The sequence below is a fragment of the Halopelagius fulvigenes genome, assembly GCF_042662625.1.
GTDB classification, from domain to species: domain Archaea; phylum Halobacteriota; class Halobacteria; order Halobacteriales; family Haloferacaceae; genus Halopelagius; species Halopelagius fulvigenes.
In genome coordinates, this window is record NZ_JBHSXH010000005.1 from 32560 (window position 1) to 51137 (window position 18578).

Genomic DNA, 18578 nt, shown 5'->3' on the forward strand with positions numbered 1-18578 from the left:
TGCCTTCTCCGGCACCGTTTGAGTGATCGATAAGTGCAGGCTGTGAACTTATTGAAGGAGCAGCCTATGATTATGCGGGCGAATACCATCAGCCTCTGGGTAACTCGTCCTATGTTTAATTAGAGGAAGCAATATTACATAGTATGCTCTACCTCCGTTAGGTGGGCGATTTAGAGACGAGAGACTATCGTCTCTTCCAGCGATTCCCACGTGGTTCGCATACACAGTTCATGTGGGGTTTTTACAGCCACCGTGACATCGTTCGAGTAATGGCTACTGAGGCTACTTTTACCGTCCCATCCAATCAGTTCCCTCTCGGCACCGTGTTCGCACAACTACCGGACGTGACGGTTGAACTGGAGCGATTGATCCCGTCACAGGACGTAGTGATCCCCTATTTCTGGGTTCGAGGAACGGAAGCTGACGACATTGAGGGAGCGTTTGCCGACCATCCAGGCGTGAATCGAATCCAGCTCGTCGATTCCGTCGAGGACGAGTATCTACTGCGGGTCGAGTGGTCACTCGAATACGCTGACGTACTGAGCGTGCTGACCGAGATCGACATCCCGCTCATCAAAGCTGCCGGTACGAACCGGCAGTGGACGTTCGACATTCGTGGGGATACTCGAAGCGATATTGCGAGCTTTTACTCTCGCTGTCGAGAATTGGGCATCCCAGTCAAGCTGACGGAACTGCATGCACTGACGCCGCTCGAGACCGAAACCGAGGCAGAACTTACTGATACACAACAAGAAGCACTAGAGCTCGCTTACGAGCGTGGGTATTTCGAATCCCCGCGCGAGGTGACGATGGAAGAGATCGGTGACGAACTCGGTATTTCCCAGCAAGCTGTGGCGTCTCGCCTCCGGCGCGGGATCAATCACATCCTCGGAAATACGCTCTCGGAGACGGAGCGTTCGCATCGATAGCAGGGGTAAAACGACGTTGTATAGCCAATAGCAATTCTGACATCGCTTCTCACGACTAGAAGACTCGAAAGAGAGTGGAATGAACTCCCGCTCGTCGCTTTGGAGGGCGTAAGCATGATCGAATGTCAAGAATGCGAAATCAATAGAACACGTGTTATACAAGTGATATACACGACTGGCTCGACAGAGACGCTCGAGTTGTGCGATCGCTGCGCGACCAAATTCGCGAACGGGGGTTTCGTTACGGAAGTCGTTCGAGTATAACTCGGTGAGTGATCATCACTACGTAAACGGATGGATCGACGAAAAACGGGTAGAATACTGGAAATTGTAGTACTAAACATACCCTCTCCATCTCAGAGAGTGCTCTTGGTAAGCTCGGGTAATTTGGCGGATTGATCGATATGTGGGTTCTCTGTTCTTAGCTCTGAGACGGTGTCGTAGAAGGCTGTCTTCTAGTACGTTAAACGAAGCCGTACTCGAAGGAGTTCCCAGACTCTCTCTGAAACCAAAATACCCGTGTAGTGACGTGCGATCCGAGTTGCGAGGTATTCGTATAAGTATGTATCCGCGTAATCCTGCACGGCGTTAACAGTCGATTTCAGATATATGAGTAACCGCACCAGCTGAGGGTATAGGTATACTCCCGTATCCACGTAAGTACCTCACTTCGGCGAAACCGTCTCTCGGAATCTCTCTACCGTTTTCAAGGCCTCAGTCGGAACCACGCGCTGGTCCTCAAAACAATACTCAAGAACGCCCGCATCGTCTAACATCGGCAGGGAGCTGTGGTGGAGTTTCACTTTCGTACGTTTGATCTCTTGCTCGGCTATCGTCTCTCGCTCGACGCTCTGTCTCTCTGCGGCGACCCACCGTGCAAGAGACGAGAGGGTAACTGAGCGGTCTCTTGCTGCGAGGACACTGACGACGGCCTGTCGGTGTTCGGTGCTCAAGACCGCGAAGTAGTCATTGAGTGACTGCCCAGACAGAGTACCGTTTTGTGTAACTGCCATGTTCTGATTTGGGAATCTCTTCCACTGTTAAGTATTTTGTTATCATAATTTTGTGGGCCAAGAATTGTTATCATCTCATCCAATTTACCCAACCAAACATAGTGCACTTGTCGGTGAGTGACCACTTGGCTGTCAAAAGTTGCGTGCTGAATACAGAGGGTGTGTTCATCACTGAGGCTCGTTTATCCGTCCCAGTAACACTGACCCTACCACTGAGTAGGAATATGAATGTAGCACTTGGTGTTCCGAGAATCACCTAAGAACCGAATGAGAAGTCCACGGTGTATACTCGTATATATGTATAATCAGTATTTAATACCAGCGCGACGCTTAACCCACTTCGAGAAGTAGCGTGAGTGTGATGGTGATCCAGGGATGAGTGGGTCGTGGGCCACCGACGTCAGCAATCCAATCACTCGCTGGCTCTTCCTCACGGGGAACCGCTTCGGGGTGGCTGTCACTCTCTCGCTTCTGTTCATCACATTGGAGGCGCTATTGATCGAGTTCGGCCTCGTCTACGTCGGCCCCGGGAGTAACCTTTCGACGGCACTATCGAGCGGTCTCTTGTCGGGGGTGCTGACGCTTCTCACGGTCGTCCTATCGATTAACCAGCTCATCCTCTCGCGGCTCTTCGGCTCGGCAGGGAGCCTCTCGGACATGCTCGAAGGAACCCTCGACTACCGGCGCACCGTCGAGGAGATCGCAGACGTGGACGTGAGTCCGAACGAACCCACCGCGTTCATCGGCCTCCTCGCCGATACCTTGGAACACCGCGTTGGGGACTTCCGGAAGGAAGTCGAGAGTGCAGCTGTTAGCCTCAATTCAGGGGATGACGTCAAGTCGTACGAGTCGGCAGTCACCGACTACGCCGATCACCTCAGGACGGCTGAGGACCTCAATGATGCGTCTAAGGTGTTGGTTGTCACGCTCGGAACAGACTACGCCGACCACCTCAACACGACGCGGGAATTCCGGAGCAAATACGGCGAGGGACTTTCCGACGAGGCCGACGAGGCTCTCGACGACGTTTTGGTGCTACTGAAGGCCGTCGCGACGATGCGGCAGTTCTTCAAGACACTCACCCTTCAGCAAGAACTCGCTATCCTCTCGCGGCGGTTAATATACACCGGCGTTCCGGCAGTGCTCGTGACGTACTTCCTCTCACACACCTACACTGCTGCCTCGGATGTGTCGACCGCGATCGACCCAGCGTACTTGCCAATCGTGGTGGCGGTCGCGACCGGGGTAATCCTCTTACCGCTCGCAGTGTTAGTCGCCTCCCTGCTGCGGGTAGCGACGGTGTCGCTGTACACGATATCAATCGGCACGTTCACTCCTCCCGAAAAGTCTATTTAAGAAGACTGATTGCCGCTCGAACGACCTGAATATCTTTGTGGGTCTGCTTCACTGAGTTCGGAATCTCACTAATGTGACGCGACACCGCCGAGTCAATAACAAGTGGATGCATTCATACGCGAATACTTGTGTAGTAGGTGTGTAGGGTGAACGGCGAAAATTCCCCTCAGGCGTGCATATGCACGCTCACTCCCCCGCTCGCACGATAGTTTGCCTACCCCCTGTACATCTCGCTTCTCTCACATTGGAAATGTCGCTATCGGCAGGAACACCGGCTCTCTATGGGGTAGTTCTGTGCACTCCTCACTCTGTACATATCGTTGAAATATAATATCACTCCATGTCTGAGTCCCCACCCTCAGCCTTTCACGCATGGGGATTGTTTTCGACGGCGGACCAAGCCGCCGCGCGTCAGTCTGACTCCCCTCTCCGCGTGCGTAGTGGCTACCGATGACTCCCTTGAAAAGCCGCTGTCGGACGATTCAGGTGGGTAGCCATCTCGTGGCACTACAGCGTTGGCCTTCTCACCAACAATGTATGATGGCATCCGTACCAACAGTTGAGAGATGGCACCCGAGGACGACGTCGAAGTTGCGTTCGAAGACCGCCGTAAAATAGACAGCAAGGTCGTCGCGATTCGCATCCTCTCGGTCCCCGAATCAGAGACGTACCCAGAAGGTGTAAAGTACGGGTTTCACTACGGAGAGAAGGGGGCGACGACCCTATCCTCCGATACGACAACCACCACGGTCCGCATGAGCGCCATGAGGGCGATAAGGTGGAATAAATTGACTTTCCCGGCGTGGAAGCGCTCCTCCGCCGCTTCGCCGACGAAATCGGTATCAACCTGTAACTACTCCGGTGCCATCATCCACTACCCATGACCAACACGACACTCACCATCCGCGTTGAATCAGACGAAGAGTTCTTCGACCGTGCGCTCAGCGGCGGCTGCGACGCTGACGCCGGCGAGATGGGCGAAGACCAGTACAGCGTCTCGCTCCCCAATGAGGCGGCACTGGCGCGTGTGTTAACCGAGAAGATCCTCGAACTCATCCGCACCATCGCTCGCGAAGAGCCGGGGAGTCAGCGTGAACTTGCCCGTCTCGTCGACCGAGACATCAAGAACATCTCGAACGCACTCACCGACCTCACAGAACTCGGGGTCATCAAGTTCAAGGATGACGGTCGCTCGAAACGCCTCACCGTGTGGTACGACGATCTCCACGTCGAGTACGACTTCCGCACATCGAATAACGAGGAGGTTCGAGGTGTGTCGTGACCGACAACACACTCAAAATCACGTTCAAGCAACGCGAGGCGCACTGCGCCGTCTGCGAGCGACTCCGCCGCGCAAGCCGGCGAGAGCGGCGCGGCGGTCGAACAGGATGCGCGATTCATCCTCAACTTCGAAAAGTTCGACGACGTCGACCGCCTCATGCGGACATCGAATCTCGAACTCATCGAAGCGATCGTTGCCGAACAGCCGAGAACATCCGGCAGGCGGCCGCCGCCGTCGACCGCGACTACCGCGATGTGCACCGGAATCTCCTGGAACTCGAAGCGCTGGGCGTCGTTGAGTTCGAGGAGAGCGGCCAAAGCAAGAAGCCCATCCTACGGCGCGGGGCCGACAACATCGACTTCTCATTTCAGTTCCCCCGCCGATGACGGGAAACTCCCCGGCGCGTCGCTCTAAGCCAAAATGGAACATCTCGGCAGAGAATGTCGGACAACACCTCAACGCTGTCCGATGCTCCTGAAGAGGGAGGTTTGAAGGAGTCAGGTGGTTTCCATCCTCCCAACAAAACTTACTCATGCCACCCGGAAGAGACTATTTGGCGATGAGGACCACAGTCCACTATCAACGAGCGACCACCACTCTCGAATACACCCGGCCAGACCGGTCAGACGGCGCTCGTGAATCCACGGGCGGAAGGTCCCAGCCGTAGCCGTCGCCGACGGCGGGAGTGAACCCTCGGCGACCGTTGAGGTCGATGGAACGCTGGTGGAGATTCATATTCACATCCATAAACACGCCGAGTAGTTGTTCTCGACGCGAATTCTCTTTTCCAGTAGTTGGTGGTGCAGTTTCTTTCTTCAGAACCCATCCTGAACAACCGCTACAGACAGGGCACAGATTTAGCATCAGTTTCAAACGATGGCGAATGAACCGAGTTGGAGAGGACATGAGGGCATTCTTCAGATAGCGAGGTTGAACTCCTCGTTACCACAGTTGCATGAGCCGTTAGTCCCTATTGGACGATAATTCTCGTTTGTCATCTCTTGTGCCGGATAGACCGTCCCACATTCTGTGCATTTGGCAAATGCAGTCGGTTCTCCCCCGGTGTTTGGACTCTCCTCGGTCATTTTTTCTTGCTCACGAGACATAGTACCACTTGGTGGTGAGAGCGGTTAACCAATCAACATATTCACACAAGCTGTTTACTGTGAGTAACTGGGTGACAGAATTCCAACGTCAGTATGCACGCGCTACTTAGCATATCGAGTGATTCGGTTTCCAGCTTAACCCTGGATAAGCACGAGTGGCTTCAGAAACAAAATCGCGCGACTGGGGAGAGGTCGTCGAGTCGCCCACAGTCCAGCCGAGCAAAAACGGTAAGAAACACCGAAAATAATGTCAGCAAACTCCCAATACCCTCCGCCAGTTCGCGTGATTGATCGAGGACAACGACATTGGCGGCCTCTCCGACCGCGAGAAGGCCGTGTGCGTGTTAGGGGTGACACGCGTCGTCGAAGACGTACACGTCCGAGTCCGCCGCGACAACGGCGCGCTGTAGGCCTACGAGGGTGGCGTCTGGACGCCCGACGGTGAACGCGCCCTTCGACACGGCGCGCGGCAGGCACTCGGGCCGATGCACTGCGGCCAGCGAGAAGCCATAGGGACGACGAAACTAATTCTTCAGTTAAGGAGGAGTCCTCCGCGCAACCATGACCTCCCCATCCCCTCGGACAGTTACTTCGTGCCCGCAGTAGCAAAACATGATAGTAGTGGATTCATCCTCCACCGAGTTAACGAACTCCGCGAGTACTCCAGGGTCAATTGTTTCATAGAGAGGTGGAACGTCAGGCGAGGGTGTATTTATTTCTGAGACTATATTTTCGATAAGTTCAGTAGACGAGGCCATACAGGATTTAGACGGCTTTATTGCAAAAGGATAGTGGCTGATTATGTGAGGAAGAGGGTTACACCTCGACAGAAAGGGTTCTACCGCCGCGGCCCAGTTTCGCGTTTAGTTAGTCGGTCGTCTCGGCGTTTACGTCGGCGGGGAGACGCTCACCAGGCGCGAAGGGTTCGCGGGGTTCGACGCGCCCACCGTCGGCGACGAGACGGCGTGGTGTCCGACGCGGTGAGGGTGGCGAGGGTGAGGCCGCCGGAGACGTGCCGAGGGCATCGTCCACGTCGGCGACGGGGACCGCGGGGAAGGGACGCTTTCGAAGCGCGCACAAGACGAAGCGTGAGGAGGGCCGGCGCCAAGTGCATCCCTGCCGACCTCGACCGCCTCGCGCACCGCGCCGGCTGTTCGGCGCAGAACTAACCGCCCGCCAGCGGGGGTTCTCCCCACCTACCCCGAAATAGGAGCGTGCCACGGGCGGTTGTTTGACGACGCCGTCGAGCACCACCTATGGCCGTCCTCACGGAGGTAGCACGTCTGCCAGACCCCCCGAAGCAACGAACAGAGAACTCCGCGCTCTCGTCGAAGAGCACCGTGACGACGCCGTCAGGGAACTCGCCAGCAGTATCCTCGCGTCTTGGTCACCGCCTCGGCATTTAGTGTGACAGAACCAATCGCTCAGAACAGGGAAGACAAAGATCGTTCGTAATTCGAGAATCAAATCCTAATTCAGAGAGAAGGTGGGAGAAGCACCCTACTTTTCCTGCTAACCGACGAAGAACCAATCAACGAATGGACAACCGATTCAGCCGATGGCTGCTCCTCTCCGGACATCGATTTAGCGTCGCCACTGGCGTACTCTTCGCCATGACTCTGGTGGTGCTTATCCCTCTCTTCTCACGGTTCGCCATCCGCAGTTTCACGCCGCTGTTGTATATCGCGAGCGCATTGGTCGGAGGGAATATCACGCTCATCACCCTTGTGGTCGCGCTCAGTCAAGTGATCCTCTCCCAAGAACTAGAGTCTCCGGGGTCGCTCCGAGACGAGGTTGGCCGAACAGCCGACTACCGGCAGGCAGCCCTCACCCAGCCGGCACCCCCGACCGATCCAGGCGACTTCCTGCAACAACTCCTTCAGCAGACCCAAGAGCGCGCCGGTTCGCTCACAGAACTCCTCTCTGATTCCACCACCGAACCTAGTACCCACCTTATCGACGAACTACCAGAGGAATGTGCCAAAGTGAGCGAGCGACTCGACACAACATCGGAGAAGCTCTCTTCGGTGATCGTTCCCCTCTTCGGCATTAAATACGCGACCTACATTCATGAGTGTCATCAGCTCGAGTCGGCTTACGAAGGAGGTGATTATGAACAGCTGCTCTCCACACTTGATGCGTTGAGCGCCGATTTGAAGAATCTCGACATTGCTCGACAGTACTTTACAACGATATTCATGAAGGAAGAACTCGCGAAGCTCTCTCGATCCCTCTTGTATGTCGGTATACTGGCTGTTCCTCTCCCGGTCGCGTTACTCATTCAGATTGCTTCCTATCCCACGGCGGCTGCCCCTATGCCGGTGATATTCGGCTTCACTCTTCTGACGGTTGTGGTTGGCCTCACCCCTCTTGCGCTCTTGATAGCGTTTATCCTCCGGGTAGCTAGGGTGACCCAGCATATCGCGTCAATCGCTCCATTCATGACATAGCGCCAACCACGACTAGGGATTGGTTTCGTTGACGTCCGAGAGGACGAATTAGTTGTATCACTCCTAGAAAGACAGCAGTCACCAGTCAGTTGATAGCACGGATTTCGAGCAGTAAGCACGCGCTACTTAGCATATCGAGTGGACGGTTCTTGATTAACCTCGGATAAGCCAAAATGGCCAGAAATGCTATTGGCTCTATGAGGATTTACCTTTTCTATCCATTCTACAAGGGTATAACTAACCAGGATCGAATTTATCCGATATGGATTCTACTGACAAGGAGAATCACCATAACCTCCTCGCACACGTTCTTCTTCCGGTCGCAAACGAGGAGGACGCTCGCGACACCGCTCGTGTACTGGCACCGTACGACCCCGAGCGTGTGACGGCATTACACGTAGTAGAAAAGGGTGGAGGAGTCCCCGATAAGACGCCGGTCGAACAGTCCGAAGAAGTAGCGGAGGAAGCCTTCGCGGCGGTCCGCGAAGTGTTTCCTGACGCTGCGGACCAAACGGCCTATTCGAGGGATATCGTTGAGGCGATCTTTGATGCCGCCGACGAAGTCGGAGCGAGCGCCATCGCATATCGGTCTCGCGGTGGTGGCCGTCTCATGCAGTTCCTCTCGGGTGACCTCTCACTCCAACTCGTAACGCAAGCGGAGTACCCCGTCATTGCACTCCCCCGGAGGGACGCCGAAACATGAGCGCAGGCGACGAGGAACTAGCGAAAGACCTCGGGCCGCTCGCGGCCCTGACCATCGGCGTCGGCACGATGATCGGGGCGGGAATCTTCGTCCTTCCGGGAACGGCCATTGAGAGCGCCGGCTGGCACGCCGTCCTCTCGTTCGTCTTAGGCGGCGCGATCGCATTACTGACTGCCTTCTCCGCGAGCGAACTCGGAACGGCGATGCCGAAGTCCGGCGGTGCGTACTACTACGTGAATCAGGCTCTCGGACCGCTGTTCGGCTCAATAACGGGGTGGGCGAACTGGCTCGGACTGGCCTTCGCGAGTTCCTTCTACATGGTCGGATTCGGGCAATACGTCCAAGCTATCGTCGGCATCTCCGGATCGCTATCGCTGGGGTTCGTCACGGTCTCTCCGGTGAAGATGATCGCGCTTCTCGGCGCGGCGTTCTTCGTCTTCGTCAACTACGTCGGCGCGAAGGAGACGGGCCGACTCCAGAACGTCATCGTCGGTATACTCGTAATCATTCTCGCGGTGTTCACGGTCGTGGGGGCGCTCAGGGCCGACTTGAGCAACCTCCCTGCGGGGAAGGGGTTCACTCCCTTGGTCACGACGACGGGAGTTATCTTCGTTTCTTACCTCGGGTTCGTCCAGATTACGAGCGTCGCAGAGGAGATCCAAGATCCCGACAGGAGCCTTCCGCGGGCGATTATTGGGAGCGTTGTCCTCGTGACGAGTATCTACGCGCTCGTACTGCTTACGATGACGGCCGCGGTCGAACAAGGATTCATCGCCGAACAACAACTCGCCGGAAACATCGCAGTGGTCGAAGTCGGTCGGCTCCTACTCGGTCCCGTCGGTGCGGTGGCGCTTCTCCTAGGCGGCCTCCTCGCAACAGCCTCCAGCGCCAACGCGTCGATCCTCGCATCGTCTCGAATCAACTTCGCGATGGGTCGCGACCGCATCGTCACTCCCGAGATCAACGCAATACACAACCGCTTCGGCACTCCCTACCGCGCCATCGCGATCACCGGCGGACTCATCCTCTTGTTCATCGCCGCCGGTAGCGTCGAGTTGCTCGCGACCCTGGGGAGCGTCCTCCACCTGATCATCTACGGACTGCTCAACATCGCCCTGATAGTGATGCGAGAGGCCAACGTCGTAGATTACGAGCCATCGTACCGCGTCCCGCTCTACCCCGCAATCCCGATTCTCGGGGTCGTTCTCTCGTTCGCGCTCATCGCGTTCATCTCGCCGACCGTGATCCTACTCAGCGCGTTGTTGGTCGGCGGTGCCATCCTCTGGTACCTCGCGTACGCGAAGTCGCGCACGACCGTCCAAGGGGTCCTCCCCGAGTTCATCCTTGAACGGAGCGAGACGATGCCCGACGCAGTCGTCTCGGCCGCAACGAGCGTGAAACCCGATGGCGGCGAGTATCGAGTGATGGTTCCGCTGGCGAATCCAGAACACGAGTCCGACCTCATCACCCTCGCAAGCGCAATCGCCAAACAGCGAGGCGGAATCGTTGAAGCACTACATATTGTCACCGTTCCAGATCAGACCACACTTGAGTTCGCGGCAGAGCAGTTCGACGAGGAGAAAAAAGAGTCCCAAGCACTCCTCGATGCCGCGGAACGTGACACCGAGTCGTTCGGAACCCCAATCGAGAAGTCGACCATCTTCTCACATCGATCGTTCGAGGAGATTTTCGACGCGGCGCGTTCACACGACGCCGACCTGGTCGTCATGGGTTGGGGGCCGGAGTCTCACGGTTCACCAGGTCGAATCGAGAGCGCCATGGACGACCTCGGAACGAGTCTCCCCTGCGACGTCGTCGCTCTCAGGAACCGTGGCTTCGATCCGGATCACCTCCTCGTTCCCACCGCGGGCGGTCCCTCTTCAGATCTCTCCGCGGAGATTGCCACGCTGCTCCAAAGCGAGTACGGCTCTCGGATCACCCTACTCAACGTCGACGACGACCGAGAAGCGGGTCAGGAGTTCCTCGAGAATTGGGCCTCCGAACGTAACCTCGGCGAGGCGAACCTCCGCGTCGAAGGTGGTGACGTGAGTACAGCGATCGCGGACGCCGCGAAGGACTGTACTATGGTGATTATCGGAGCGACCGGTCGTGGACTCCTCTCGCGGTTACTGCAGGGGTCCGAAGTAGTCGAGGCCGCCGAAGGCGTCGACCGTACAGTGCTCTTGGCCGAACGGCCGACCGACCGATCGCTCCGCGAGCGGTTGTTCGGACGGCGGTGAGGTGAACTCGGTCTCACTCGAACGCTTCCGCCACTCGGCTCCACGTCCCGGACGGAGTAATGAGGGTGACGTGGTCTCCGGCCTTGATTCGTGTATCACCGTTCGGGACGGTCGAACGAGACTCAAGACGCTCTTGATGAACGGAGATAACTGTCACGTCGTCACCTAAGATTCGAGACGATACAGCTTCCGAAATAGTCCGATTCGCAATTGAAGAATTCTCGCTGACTCGGATCTCGAGAATCTCCGTGTTTCCTCGGAAGATCCGCCGATCGACGATAGAGGGATGCACGACGGACGAATAGAACTGCTCCGCGACCAGCCGATAGGGGTTTCCGACCGTCTCTATCCCGAACTGCTCGAAGAGGCGGCCGTGTTCGGCGTTGTTTATGATGGAAGCGGTCGTATCGATGCCGAGTTGCTGTCCGAACAAACAGGTCGTGATGTTGACCGCGTCGTTACTCGTACTCGCAACGAGGGCGTCCGCTCCTTCTCCTCCGGCCTCCTCGAGAGTCTGTAACGACGCCGGGTCGTCGTTGATGACGGTACAGTCGTACTCTGCACGGACGGTCTCGGCTCGTTCGGGGTCTTCTTCGATGACGACGAGGTCGATACCGTCTTCGACTGCAAGTTCGACGAGGCGTCGTCCGACATCGTCGGCCCCAACGATGATTACGGTCATAATGTTAGGTATTCGTACACGATGGTAGTGGCTCGGGAATCTTGGACCTTCGGCTACGTGACGGCCGAGCGGCCGTTACGGTTCTCTAACCAAATCAGTCTGGAGTACGGTGCAGGATCTCTCTGTGGTGACTGCCACAATCTCGCGAGATGGGGGGTCAAATGAGCGCGTCGACGTTCGACTTGGACATCTACGTAGATTGGCGCTCCAGTTTCAGTTTCCTCGGAACGATCCTGAAGGTGTTAGCTCTCGGGCCCCTATTCCCGGCTCTCGTCGCTCTCTATTATGGAGAGGATCTCCTCCCGTTTCTGGTGGCTGCGGCCGCGATGGCCGTCACTGGTGTGGGGCTCGAACGGCTTCGTACTGACCGTGACCTTGGAAACCGTGAAGCGCTTCTCATGGTGAGCGTGACGTGGTTAGTGGTCCCCCTCTTCGGGACGATACCCTATCTCGTCGCGGGGCAGGGAACCGTCGCACACCCGGTAAATGCCCTGTTTGAGAGTATGAGCGGGTTCACGACCACAGGTGCGACCGTCCTCGGAGAGATATCCGTCGAACAGCACTCCCGTTCGATCATGATGTGGCGACAGCTCACCCAGTGGATCGGCGGGATGGGTATCCTCGTGCTCATGGTGGCGATTCTCTCCGAACTGTCCGTCGGCGGAGCGCAGATCATCAGCGAGGAGGCACCGGGATTTTCGCTCGAGAAGCTGACACCGCGTATTCAAGAGACCGCCCGTACCCTCTGGAAGATCTATCTCGGGTTTACCATCGCAGCGGCACTCGTCTACTACGGCCTCCACCTCGCCGGCCTCGCTCCAAATATGGACCTCTACAACGCCATCGCGCATGCCTTGACGACCTTACCGACCGGTGGCTTCTCACCCAAAGCTCGGAGCGTGGAAGCCTTCACACCGATTGTTCAGTGGGCCGTGATGCCGTTCATGATCGTCGCGGGGACCAACTTTGCGTTGTTCTGGTACGTTCTCCAGGGTGAGCCGAAGCGACTCACGGATAATCCGGAGTTCCGATCGTATCTCCTCGCCATCGGGGTCGTCGGACTGCTCATCTCGGTCCTCCTCGGTAGTGGAGTCGGACTGGCAACCGTTCCGTCGAATATCGGCCCCCTCGTCGGAGACGTCGAGAACTCCCTGCGTCAAGGGCTCTTTCAGACCATCGCCATCGTCACGACTACCGGGTACGCCAGTATGGACTTCAACACGTGGTCACAGCCGACGCAGCTCGTCCTCCTGTTCGCCATGTTCCTCGGTGGGTCCGCGGGGTCGGCCGCCGGGTCGATAAAGATCGTCCGCTGGTACATCGTCTACCGCGCGATGGGTCGGCAACTGTTCACGACCGTCCACCCAACCGCGGTTCGCCCCCTCCGAATGTCTGACAGCGTGATAGACGAGGAGACGGTCAGGGACATATTCATCTTCGTCCTCCTCTTCGTCTCGCTCTTCGTATTCTCGACGATAGTGATCTACCTGGACGCGGTCCGAACCGGCCTCGGAATCTCCGCGCTGGAAGCGATGAGCGTCGCGATAGCGACGTTGGGGAATATCGGTCCGGGGTTCGGTATCGTCGGACCGATGAACAGTTTCCTCCCCTTCTCTAACCTCGCTAAACTCTACATGGTGTTCCTGATGTGGATCGGTCGGCTCGAGATAATATCCGTCCTCGTCGTCTTCACCCCGGCCTACTGGCGACGGTAACTTCCATCTCGGATTTAACAACAGAATGAAATCGATAGTAGATGACTCAGTAGAGTTACGTCCCTACTGACGCTGATCTTTAACTCGTCGCCGACTATTTTCGAACATGGAGGACTCGCTAACAGAGATTACGAACTGCTCGGTATTCTCCTATTCTAACGAGGTCCTGGTTGAGGTTCACGGATACACAGAAGATGGAGAGTTTACCGCTATCACCTACCAATTCAGTCCGACAGAAACTGATGAGATGCAACTCCAACCACGAGGCCAAATCGACAGCGCCCACGAAGACGAGATTCAGAACATCTTGGCTGAGAAGGGCTATACAGTCGTATGAGATACAAAGAGATACTCCTGACCATCGATAAAGGGGAGGAGCGGAAGCGTATCACTAAGCGGGTGTCGGGTATTCGAACGAAAACGACTGGTAAGAGAATCGAGTATCGGACGAATACCGGGTATCTGCTTGCTGTTCTCACGGATACACAACTTCCGTCTGGCGAGACCGGATCCAAACTTCGCTATCGGGTGACTCTCATTGGTCCCTCACACGCCCATGCTCGTGCCCAAGCGCACCGAATCCGACAGGCTGTTGCAGACTTCAAAGCTAACTGAGCATCCTCCGTGTATCGCCTGTTTCAGGCGACGTTATGGACATAATCCATACTACTAACAGTATTCGGCAGAGATGGACAACTAGATCGGTCGGAACAGCCACGTTGAACGTCGACTTTCCAATAATGGAACCTCCTCGGTCGAAAACGGCTAAGATAGCAACTGTACTCCAGAGGTGTCTCGAAGTCTCTACTCGCGTTGGACTACGTAGCCTCCTCGTCGTTAGCGGGTGGTTCGCTATCTACGCCGTCGTCGGTTTTCTTGGATCGACCGTCGGATGGATCGATCCGTCGTATCCGTTATTCTCGCTGGAGCGAGACCCCTTCTTCGTCATCGGAATTACCCTGGTCGCCCTCAGCACTGGCGTGGTTACTTCTTCGCTCCTTTTACATCACTTCCTCGTCGGCTTCGAAGACGACGAGTCACAGTTCTCCGTACTCTTGGGGTTTGTCAGCCTCGGCTTTAGCGCTGCAGTACTCCGAGTCACCCTCCCCATCGCAGTCGAGATTCTTCTCCGCGTTTTCTGAGGTACCTTTAATTCCGAAGCCATATTACGCCACTCTGAACGGCGCGAACGGATTTTAGTAGGCTTCGCTCGTAGTCGCACCTAATGAACACGTTGGGGGCGAACCGATGCGAGTGATCGTCGTCGGTGCCGGGGAAGTCGGGTCGAACATCGCCGCAAGTCTCACAGATAGCCACGAAGTCGTCGTCATCGATGTCGACTCCGAGAAAGTAGACGACCTCACGTACTCTCTCGACATCCTCGCGGTTCACGGAAACGGTGCCTCGCTCTCGACGTTACAGGAGGCTGGAATCGACCGTACGGATATGCTCATCGCCAGTACAGACGACGACGAGACGAACCTCGTCACCTGTTCGACGGCGAAGACAGTAAGCGACGCCTTCACCATCGCCCGGGTCAGAAACGCGAATTTCCTCGAGACGTGGAATCAGTCAGAGGGGGCGTTCGGCGTCGACTTCATGGTCTCGACGAATCTTCTGACTGCGGAGGATATCGCTCGGGTTATCGGTCTTCCAGCGGCGGTCAACGTCGATCCCTTCGCCGGCGGACTCGTGCAGATGGCAGAGTTCGAAATCGCAGCGGAGAGCGATATTGTAGGACAGACCGTCGAAGAGACGGATAAATTTGAGGAGCTAACTTTCGCCGCATTAGTCCGAAACGGAGAGGTGATATTCCCCCGCGGGCAGACGGTCATCGAAGCGGACAACAGAGTAATCGTCATCGGCCGACCGGAGAGCGTTCAGGCGTTCTCGAGGAGCGTTGCACCGGCTAAAGCTCGTGAGGAGGTACGGGATATCGTCATCATCGGCGGTAGCGACATCGGTTATCACACCGCCAAACTGCTCGAACAACGAGGATTTAGTCCGAGACTCATCGAACAGGACCCTGAACGCGCTCGCGAACTAGCCGAAGAGCTCCCGGATACGGTCGTAATGCAGAACGACGCGACGGACGCTGACTTCCTGATCGGAGAACACATCGACCAAGCGGACGCCGTCGTCGCCGCGACGGATAGCGACGAGAAAAATCTCCTCATTTCGTTACTCGCAAAGAACGTCGGTGCCCGACGGACCGTGGCAGTCGTCGAAATTGGCGAGTACTCCGGCCTGTTCGAGACCGTCGGAGTAGACGTCGCTATCAATCCGAGAGAGGCGACTGCGGAGGAGATTGTCCGCTTCACGCAGGAGGGACAGATCGAAAATCTCTCGCTCATCGAAGGACGGCAGGCGGAAGTTCTTGAGTTCGAGGTCAACGAGGAGAGCATCCTCGCAGGTCGGTCGATCAGGGAGAGCATCACCGAGTTACCCGCGGAAGTCGTGATCGGCGCGATAACCCGCGAACGTGACTTCGTCGTCCCCCGCGGCGACACCGTCATCGAACCTGGCGATCACGTCGTCCTCTTCGTCGCTACGGACGTACTCTCCGACGTTATGGCCGTTATATGAGGCTCCGCGTCGATTGGCGGGTGAGTCTCCGGCTGATCGGAACCATTCTCAAGTGGTTGTGGATACCGATGCTCCTTCCGCTCGCAATCGCGCTCTACGACGGGACGGCGACGGTGCCGTTTCTCGTACCGATGATCGGGACGGCGGTCGTCGGACTGGGACTCGAACAGTTGACGGAGGAAAGCGACCTGCAGGCCCGAGAGGCGTTCCTGATGGTCTCGCTCACGTGGCTGAGTATCGCCCTCGTCGGCGCAGTACCGTTCGTCTTGGCCGGAGAGGGTGTCCTCGCCCGTCCCATCAACGCACTCTTCGAGAGCATGAGCGGTATCACGACGACGGGTGCGACCATCATCGTAAACTTCGAACTGCACTCGCGGGCGATTCACATGTGGCGGTCGGTCATCCAATGGCTCGGCGGACTCGGGATTCTCGTGCTCGCGACGGCCGTCCTCTCGCAACTCTCCGTGGGTGGGGCGCAGCTCATGGAGACCGAAACCCAGACGCGAGACGTCAACAAGCTCACTCCTCGAATCTCGGAGACCGCCGCCCTCCTGTGGAAGATATACATCGGACTGACCGCGCTCCAAGTAGCTGTCCTCTACGGCTTACACCTCATCGGTCTCGCACCCGAGATGACGCTATACGACGCCGTGGCTCACGCCTTCACAACCGTTTCGACGAGCGGTTTCTCGCCGCGTCCTGCAAGCGTCGCCGCTTTCTCGCCCGCCGTGCAGTGGGCGATTATCCCCTTTATGGCGACCGGCGCGACGAGCTTCATCCTACTCTACTTTGCCCTCCAGGGAAACTTCGACAGGCTCCGTGACAGCGAGGAATTCCGCTTCTACGTCGGCATCCTCGGGTTATTCACCGTCGGCATTGCGAGCGTGTTACTCGTCGATTCGGCCCCGTACGATAGCCTCGAAGCCGTCGTCCGCCACTCGCTGTTTCAGGTCGTCTCCATCGTCACGACCACCGGCTACGCGAGTACCGACTTCAACTTCTGGTCGTCGGGGGCCAAGCACCTGCTCTTCGTCTGTATGTTTATCGGCGGTATGGCCGGGAGTACGACGTGTTCTATCAAGACGCTGCGCTGGTTGGTCGTGTTGAAGGCGTTCCGCCGCGACCTGTTCGTCGCCACCACCCCGAGCGCAATTCGGCCGGTTCGCCTGAGCGGAACCGTCGTTGACGAGGAGACGGTTCGAGACATCTACGCGTATACACTCGTAAGTCTCGTGTTCTTCATGCTCGCGACCATCTTCATCGTCGTAGACGCTTCACGGATCGAACGGACCGTCTCCGAGTTCGAGGCGATGAGTGCGGCGGCGGCCACTTTCTTCAACGTCGGCCCCGCGTTCGGGATCGCGGGACCCCTCGAAAGTTACGAACCGTTCCCTCGGACGACGAAGCTCCTCATGATATTCCTCATGTGGATCGGTCGAATCGAGATAATCCCCGTCTTGGTGCTGTTGACGCCGTCGTACTGGCGGTCGTAGGCATTCTTTAGTGGCACCTCAGAATAGCGGATGCGGTTTAGACGGCTCTATCGAAACCCTCGATTGGCGATCGCTTGGGTAGCCTGTACTGAATAGAGCGGTCACGTCAGTCACAAAATTTCCCTTACTCTATCGCTGCGTACAGCGTTCTAAGGTAAAGAAAAAGTGTCAAAAATTTCACACTGAGATAGTTCTTCGCGAGAGAAACGAACATCTCCAAATATCTCTAAAATTCATCAATGTCTTGTCCTATATGTCAATGGATCCGGTGAATTCTGTAGACGTCCGTTATCCCAAATTTCTACAGTCATCGGATCCACTCTTGACGCTGGAAATGTGCATACAGTAGTGTCGGCAAGCCGTGTGGTAAATAGGGTTGGTTAATATTCTGAATAGCATACTGAACTAGCAATGGCTGAGAAGCACGAATCAGGAGGTGAACCATCTACATTCGCGAAATGCATAGAATGTGGGAACATATATCCTGTACAAGAAGCAGATGGCGGGGGGTTTCGACCGGTGGGAACAGACGGGGAATGTGTCTGTGGGAACGACGAATTCGAGCCTACTCCCTGAGCACCCTCCGACTGCATCCATGCTATCCTGATGTAAGAGGATGACACTGTAAGAACCGACTATACGTATATAGGAACTCAAGAACACCTCTAGACGGATATCTGGGTACTCAGATGTCAGTCTACACGCTAAGCTAAGCGCACCAAACTGCATTGGCTACGGCACTAAATCCACTACACTCGAAGAATCCGATGATGTATGCCCTGTCTTGCATCAACTGTAATTTTGGCAAAATGGTGAATTCATCAAATGAGGCAATAGAGATTGCACAGGACCATCGAGAGAAACACGGTAAACGCCATTTCGTTGAGTTCAGAAAAGTATCCGAGATGGACTGCTGACATTTCATCTCCACTGACCCGTCTACGCGGATTACGGATATCCGAATACCATCACCCCCTCTATCCATATTCCGGGCTAGAGACCAATTAGTAGGCTTACTGGATA

Annotated in this window: 15 protein-coding genes and 1 pseudogene; 13 read left to right on the plus strand and 3 right to left on the minus strand. The window is 56.2% G+C overall.

Annotation, left to right across the window (positions count from 1 at the left end; translation table 11 throughout):
* Positions 1–269 precede the first annotated feature (269 nt).
* On the plus strand, positions 270–929 hold the full coding sequence (locus tag ACFQEV_RS01975) for a helix-turn-helix domain-containing protein (RefSeq protein ID WP_379692251.1): 660 nt from the start codon (positions 270–272) through the stop codon (positions 927–929).
* Positions 930–1594: 665 nt separating this feature from the next.
* Here the strand turns inward: ACFQEV_RS01975 and ACFQEV_RS01980 are convergent.
* The gene (locus tag ACFQEV_RS01980) at positions 1595–1942 is read right to left on the minus strand and encodes a DUF7344 domain-containing protein (protein ID WP_379692253.1); all 348 of its coding nucleotides are present in this window, start codon (positions 1940–1942) and stop codon (positions 1595–1597) included.
* Between the two features lie 375 nt (positions 1943–2317).
* Here ACFQEV_RS01980 and ACFQEV_RS01985 point away from each other — a divergent pair, with 375 nt between their 5' ends.
* From ACFQEV_RS01985 to ACFQEV_RS02000, 4 genes and pseudogenes are all read left to right on the plus strand, one after another.
* Positions 2318–3298, plus strand: a complete 981-nt coding sequence (locus ACFQEV_RS01985) for a DUF7972 family membrane protein (RefSeq protein ID WP_379692255.1) — start codon at positions 2318–2320, stop codon at positions 3296–3298.
* Positions 3299–3864: 566 nt separating this feature from the next.
* The gene (locus ACFQEV_RS01990; RefSeq protein ID WP_379692257.1) at positions 3865–4182 is read left to right on the plus strand and encodes a hypothetical protein; all 318 of its coding nucleotides are present in this window, start codon (positions 3865–3867) and stop codon (positions 4180–4182) included.
* Complete coding sequence (locus ACFQEV_RS01995) at positions 4179–4580, plus strand: HVO_A0114 family putative DNA-binding protein (RefSeq protein WP_379692259.1); 402 nt, start codon at positions 4179–4181, stop codon at positions 4578–4580. The genes ACFQEV_RS01990 and ACFQEV_RS01995 overlap by 4 nt, the downstream gene beginning before the upstream one ends.
* A pseudogene (locus ACFQEV_RS02000) lies at positions 4577–4966 on the plus strand (HVO_A0114 family putative DNA-binding protein). The gene ACFQEV_RS01995 and the pseudogene ACFQEV_RS02000 overlap by 4 nt, the downstream one beginning before the upstream one ends.
* Positions 4967–6222: 1256 nt before the next feature.
* Here ACFQEV_RS02000 and ACFQEV_RS02005 read toward each other — a convergent pair.
* On the minus strand, positions 6223–6444 hold the full coding sequence (locus tag ACFQEV_RS02005; protein WP_379692261.1) for a HalOD1 output domain-containing protein: 222 nt from the start codon (positions 6442–6444) through the stop codon (positions 6223–6225).
* Between the two features lie 780 nt (positions 6445–7224).
* Between ACFQEV_RS02005 and ACFQEV_RS02010 the strand changes: the two genes are divergently transcribed.
* From ACFQEV_RS02010 to ACFQEV_RS02020, 3 genes are all read left to right on the plus strand, one after another.
* A complete protein-coding gene (locus ACFQEV_RS02010; protein ID WP_464391837.1) occupies positions 7225–8136 on the plus strand; it encodes a DUF7972 family membrane protein in 912 nt (303 codons plus the stop codon).
* Positions 8137–8398: 262 nt separating this feature from the next.
* Complete coding sequence (locus ACFQEV_RS02015; protein ID WP_379692264.1) at positions 8399–8839, plus strand: universal stress protein; 441 nt, start codon at positions 8399–8401, stop codon at positions 8837–8839.
* Entirely contained in the window at positions 8836–11079 is a 2244-nt protein-coding gene (locus tag ACFQEV_RS02020; protein ID WP_379692266.1) for an amino acid permease, read from the plus strand. Before ACFQEV_RS02015 ends, ACFQEV_RS02020 begins: the two co-directional genes overlap by 4 nt.
* A 13-nt stretch (positions 11080–11092) precedes the next feature.
* Here ACFQEV_RS02020 and ACFQEV_RS02025 read toward each other — a convergent pair whose 3' ends face one another.
* Positions 11093–11761 (minus strand): potassium channel family protein, encoded by a 669-nt coding sequence (locus ACFQEV_RS02025; protein WP_379692268.1) that lies wholly within the window; start codon positions 11759–11761, stop codon positions 11093–11095.
* A gap of 161 nt (positions 11762–11922) precedes the next feature.
* On the opposite strand from ACFQEV_RS02025, the gene ACFQEV_RS02030 reads away from it, so the two are divergent.
* The 5 genes from ACFQEV_RS02030 to ACFQEV_RS02050 all read left to right on the plus strand — a co-directional run bounded on the left by ACFQEV_RS02030 (position 11923) and on the right by ACFQEV_RS02050 (position 17555).
* Positions 11923–13476: a TrkH family potassium uptake protein gene (locus ACFQEV_RS02030; RefSeq protein ID WP_379692269.1), complete on the plus strand. Its 1554-nt coding sequence runs from the start codon at positions 11923–11925 to the stop codon at positions 13474–13476.
* 106 nt (positions 13477–13582) lie between these two features.
* Complete coding sequence (locus ACFQEV_RS02035) at positions 13583–13813, plus strand: hypothetical protein (protein ID WP_379692271.1); 231 nt, start codon at positions 13583–13585, stop codon at positions 13811–13813.
* Between the two features lie 403 nt (positions 13814–14216).
* The gene (locus ACFQEV_RS02040) at positions 14217–14618 is read left to right on the plus strand and encodes a hypothetical protein (protein WP_379692272.1); all 402 of its coding nucleotides are present in this window, start codon (positions 14217–14219) and stop codon (positions 14616–14618) included.
* A gap of 106 nt (positions 14619–14724) precedes the next feature.
* Positions 14725–16062, plus strand: coding sequence for a Trk system potassium transporter TrkA (gene trkA, locus ACFQEV_RS02045; RefSeq protein ID WP_379692274.1), 1338 nt, complete (start codon positions 14725–14727; stop codon positions 16060–16062).
* Positions 16059–17555, plus strand: coding sequence for a TrkH family potassium uptake protein (locus ACFQEV_RS02050; protein ID WP_379692276.1), 1497 nt, complete (start codon positions 16059–16061; stop codon positions 17553–17555). The genes trkA and ACFQEV_RS02050 overlap by 4 nt, the downstream gene beginning before the upstream one ends.
* Positions 17556–18578 lie beyond the last annotated feature (1023 nt).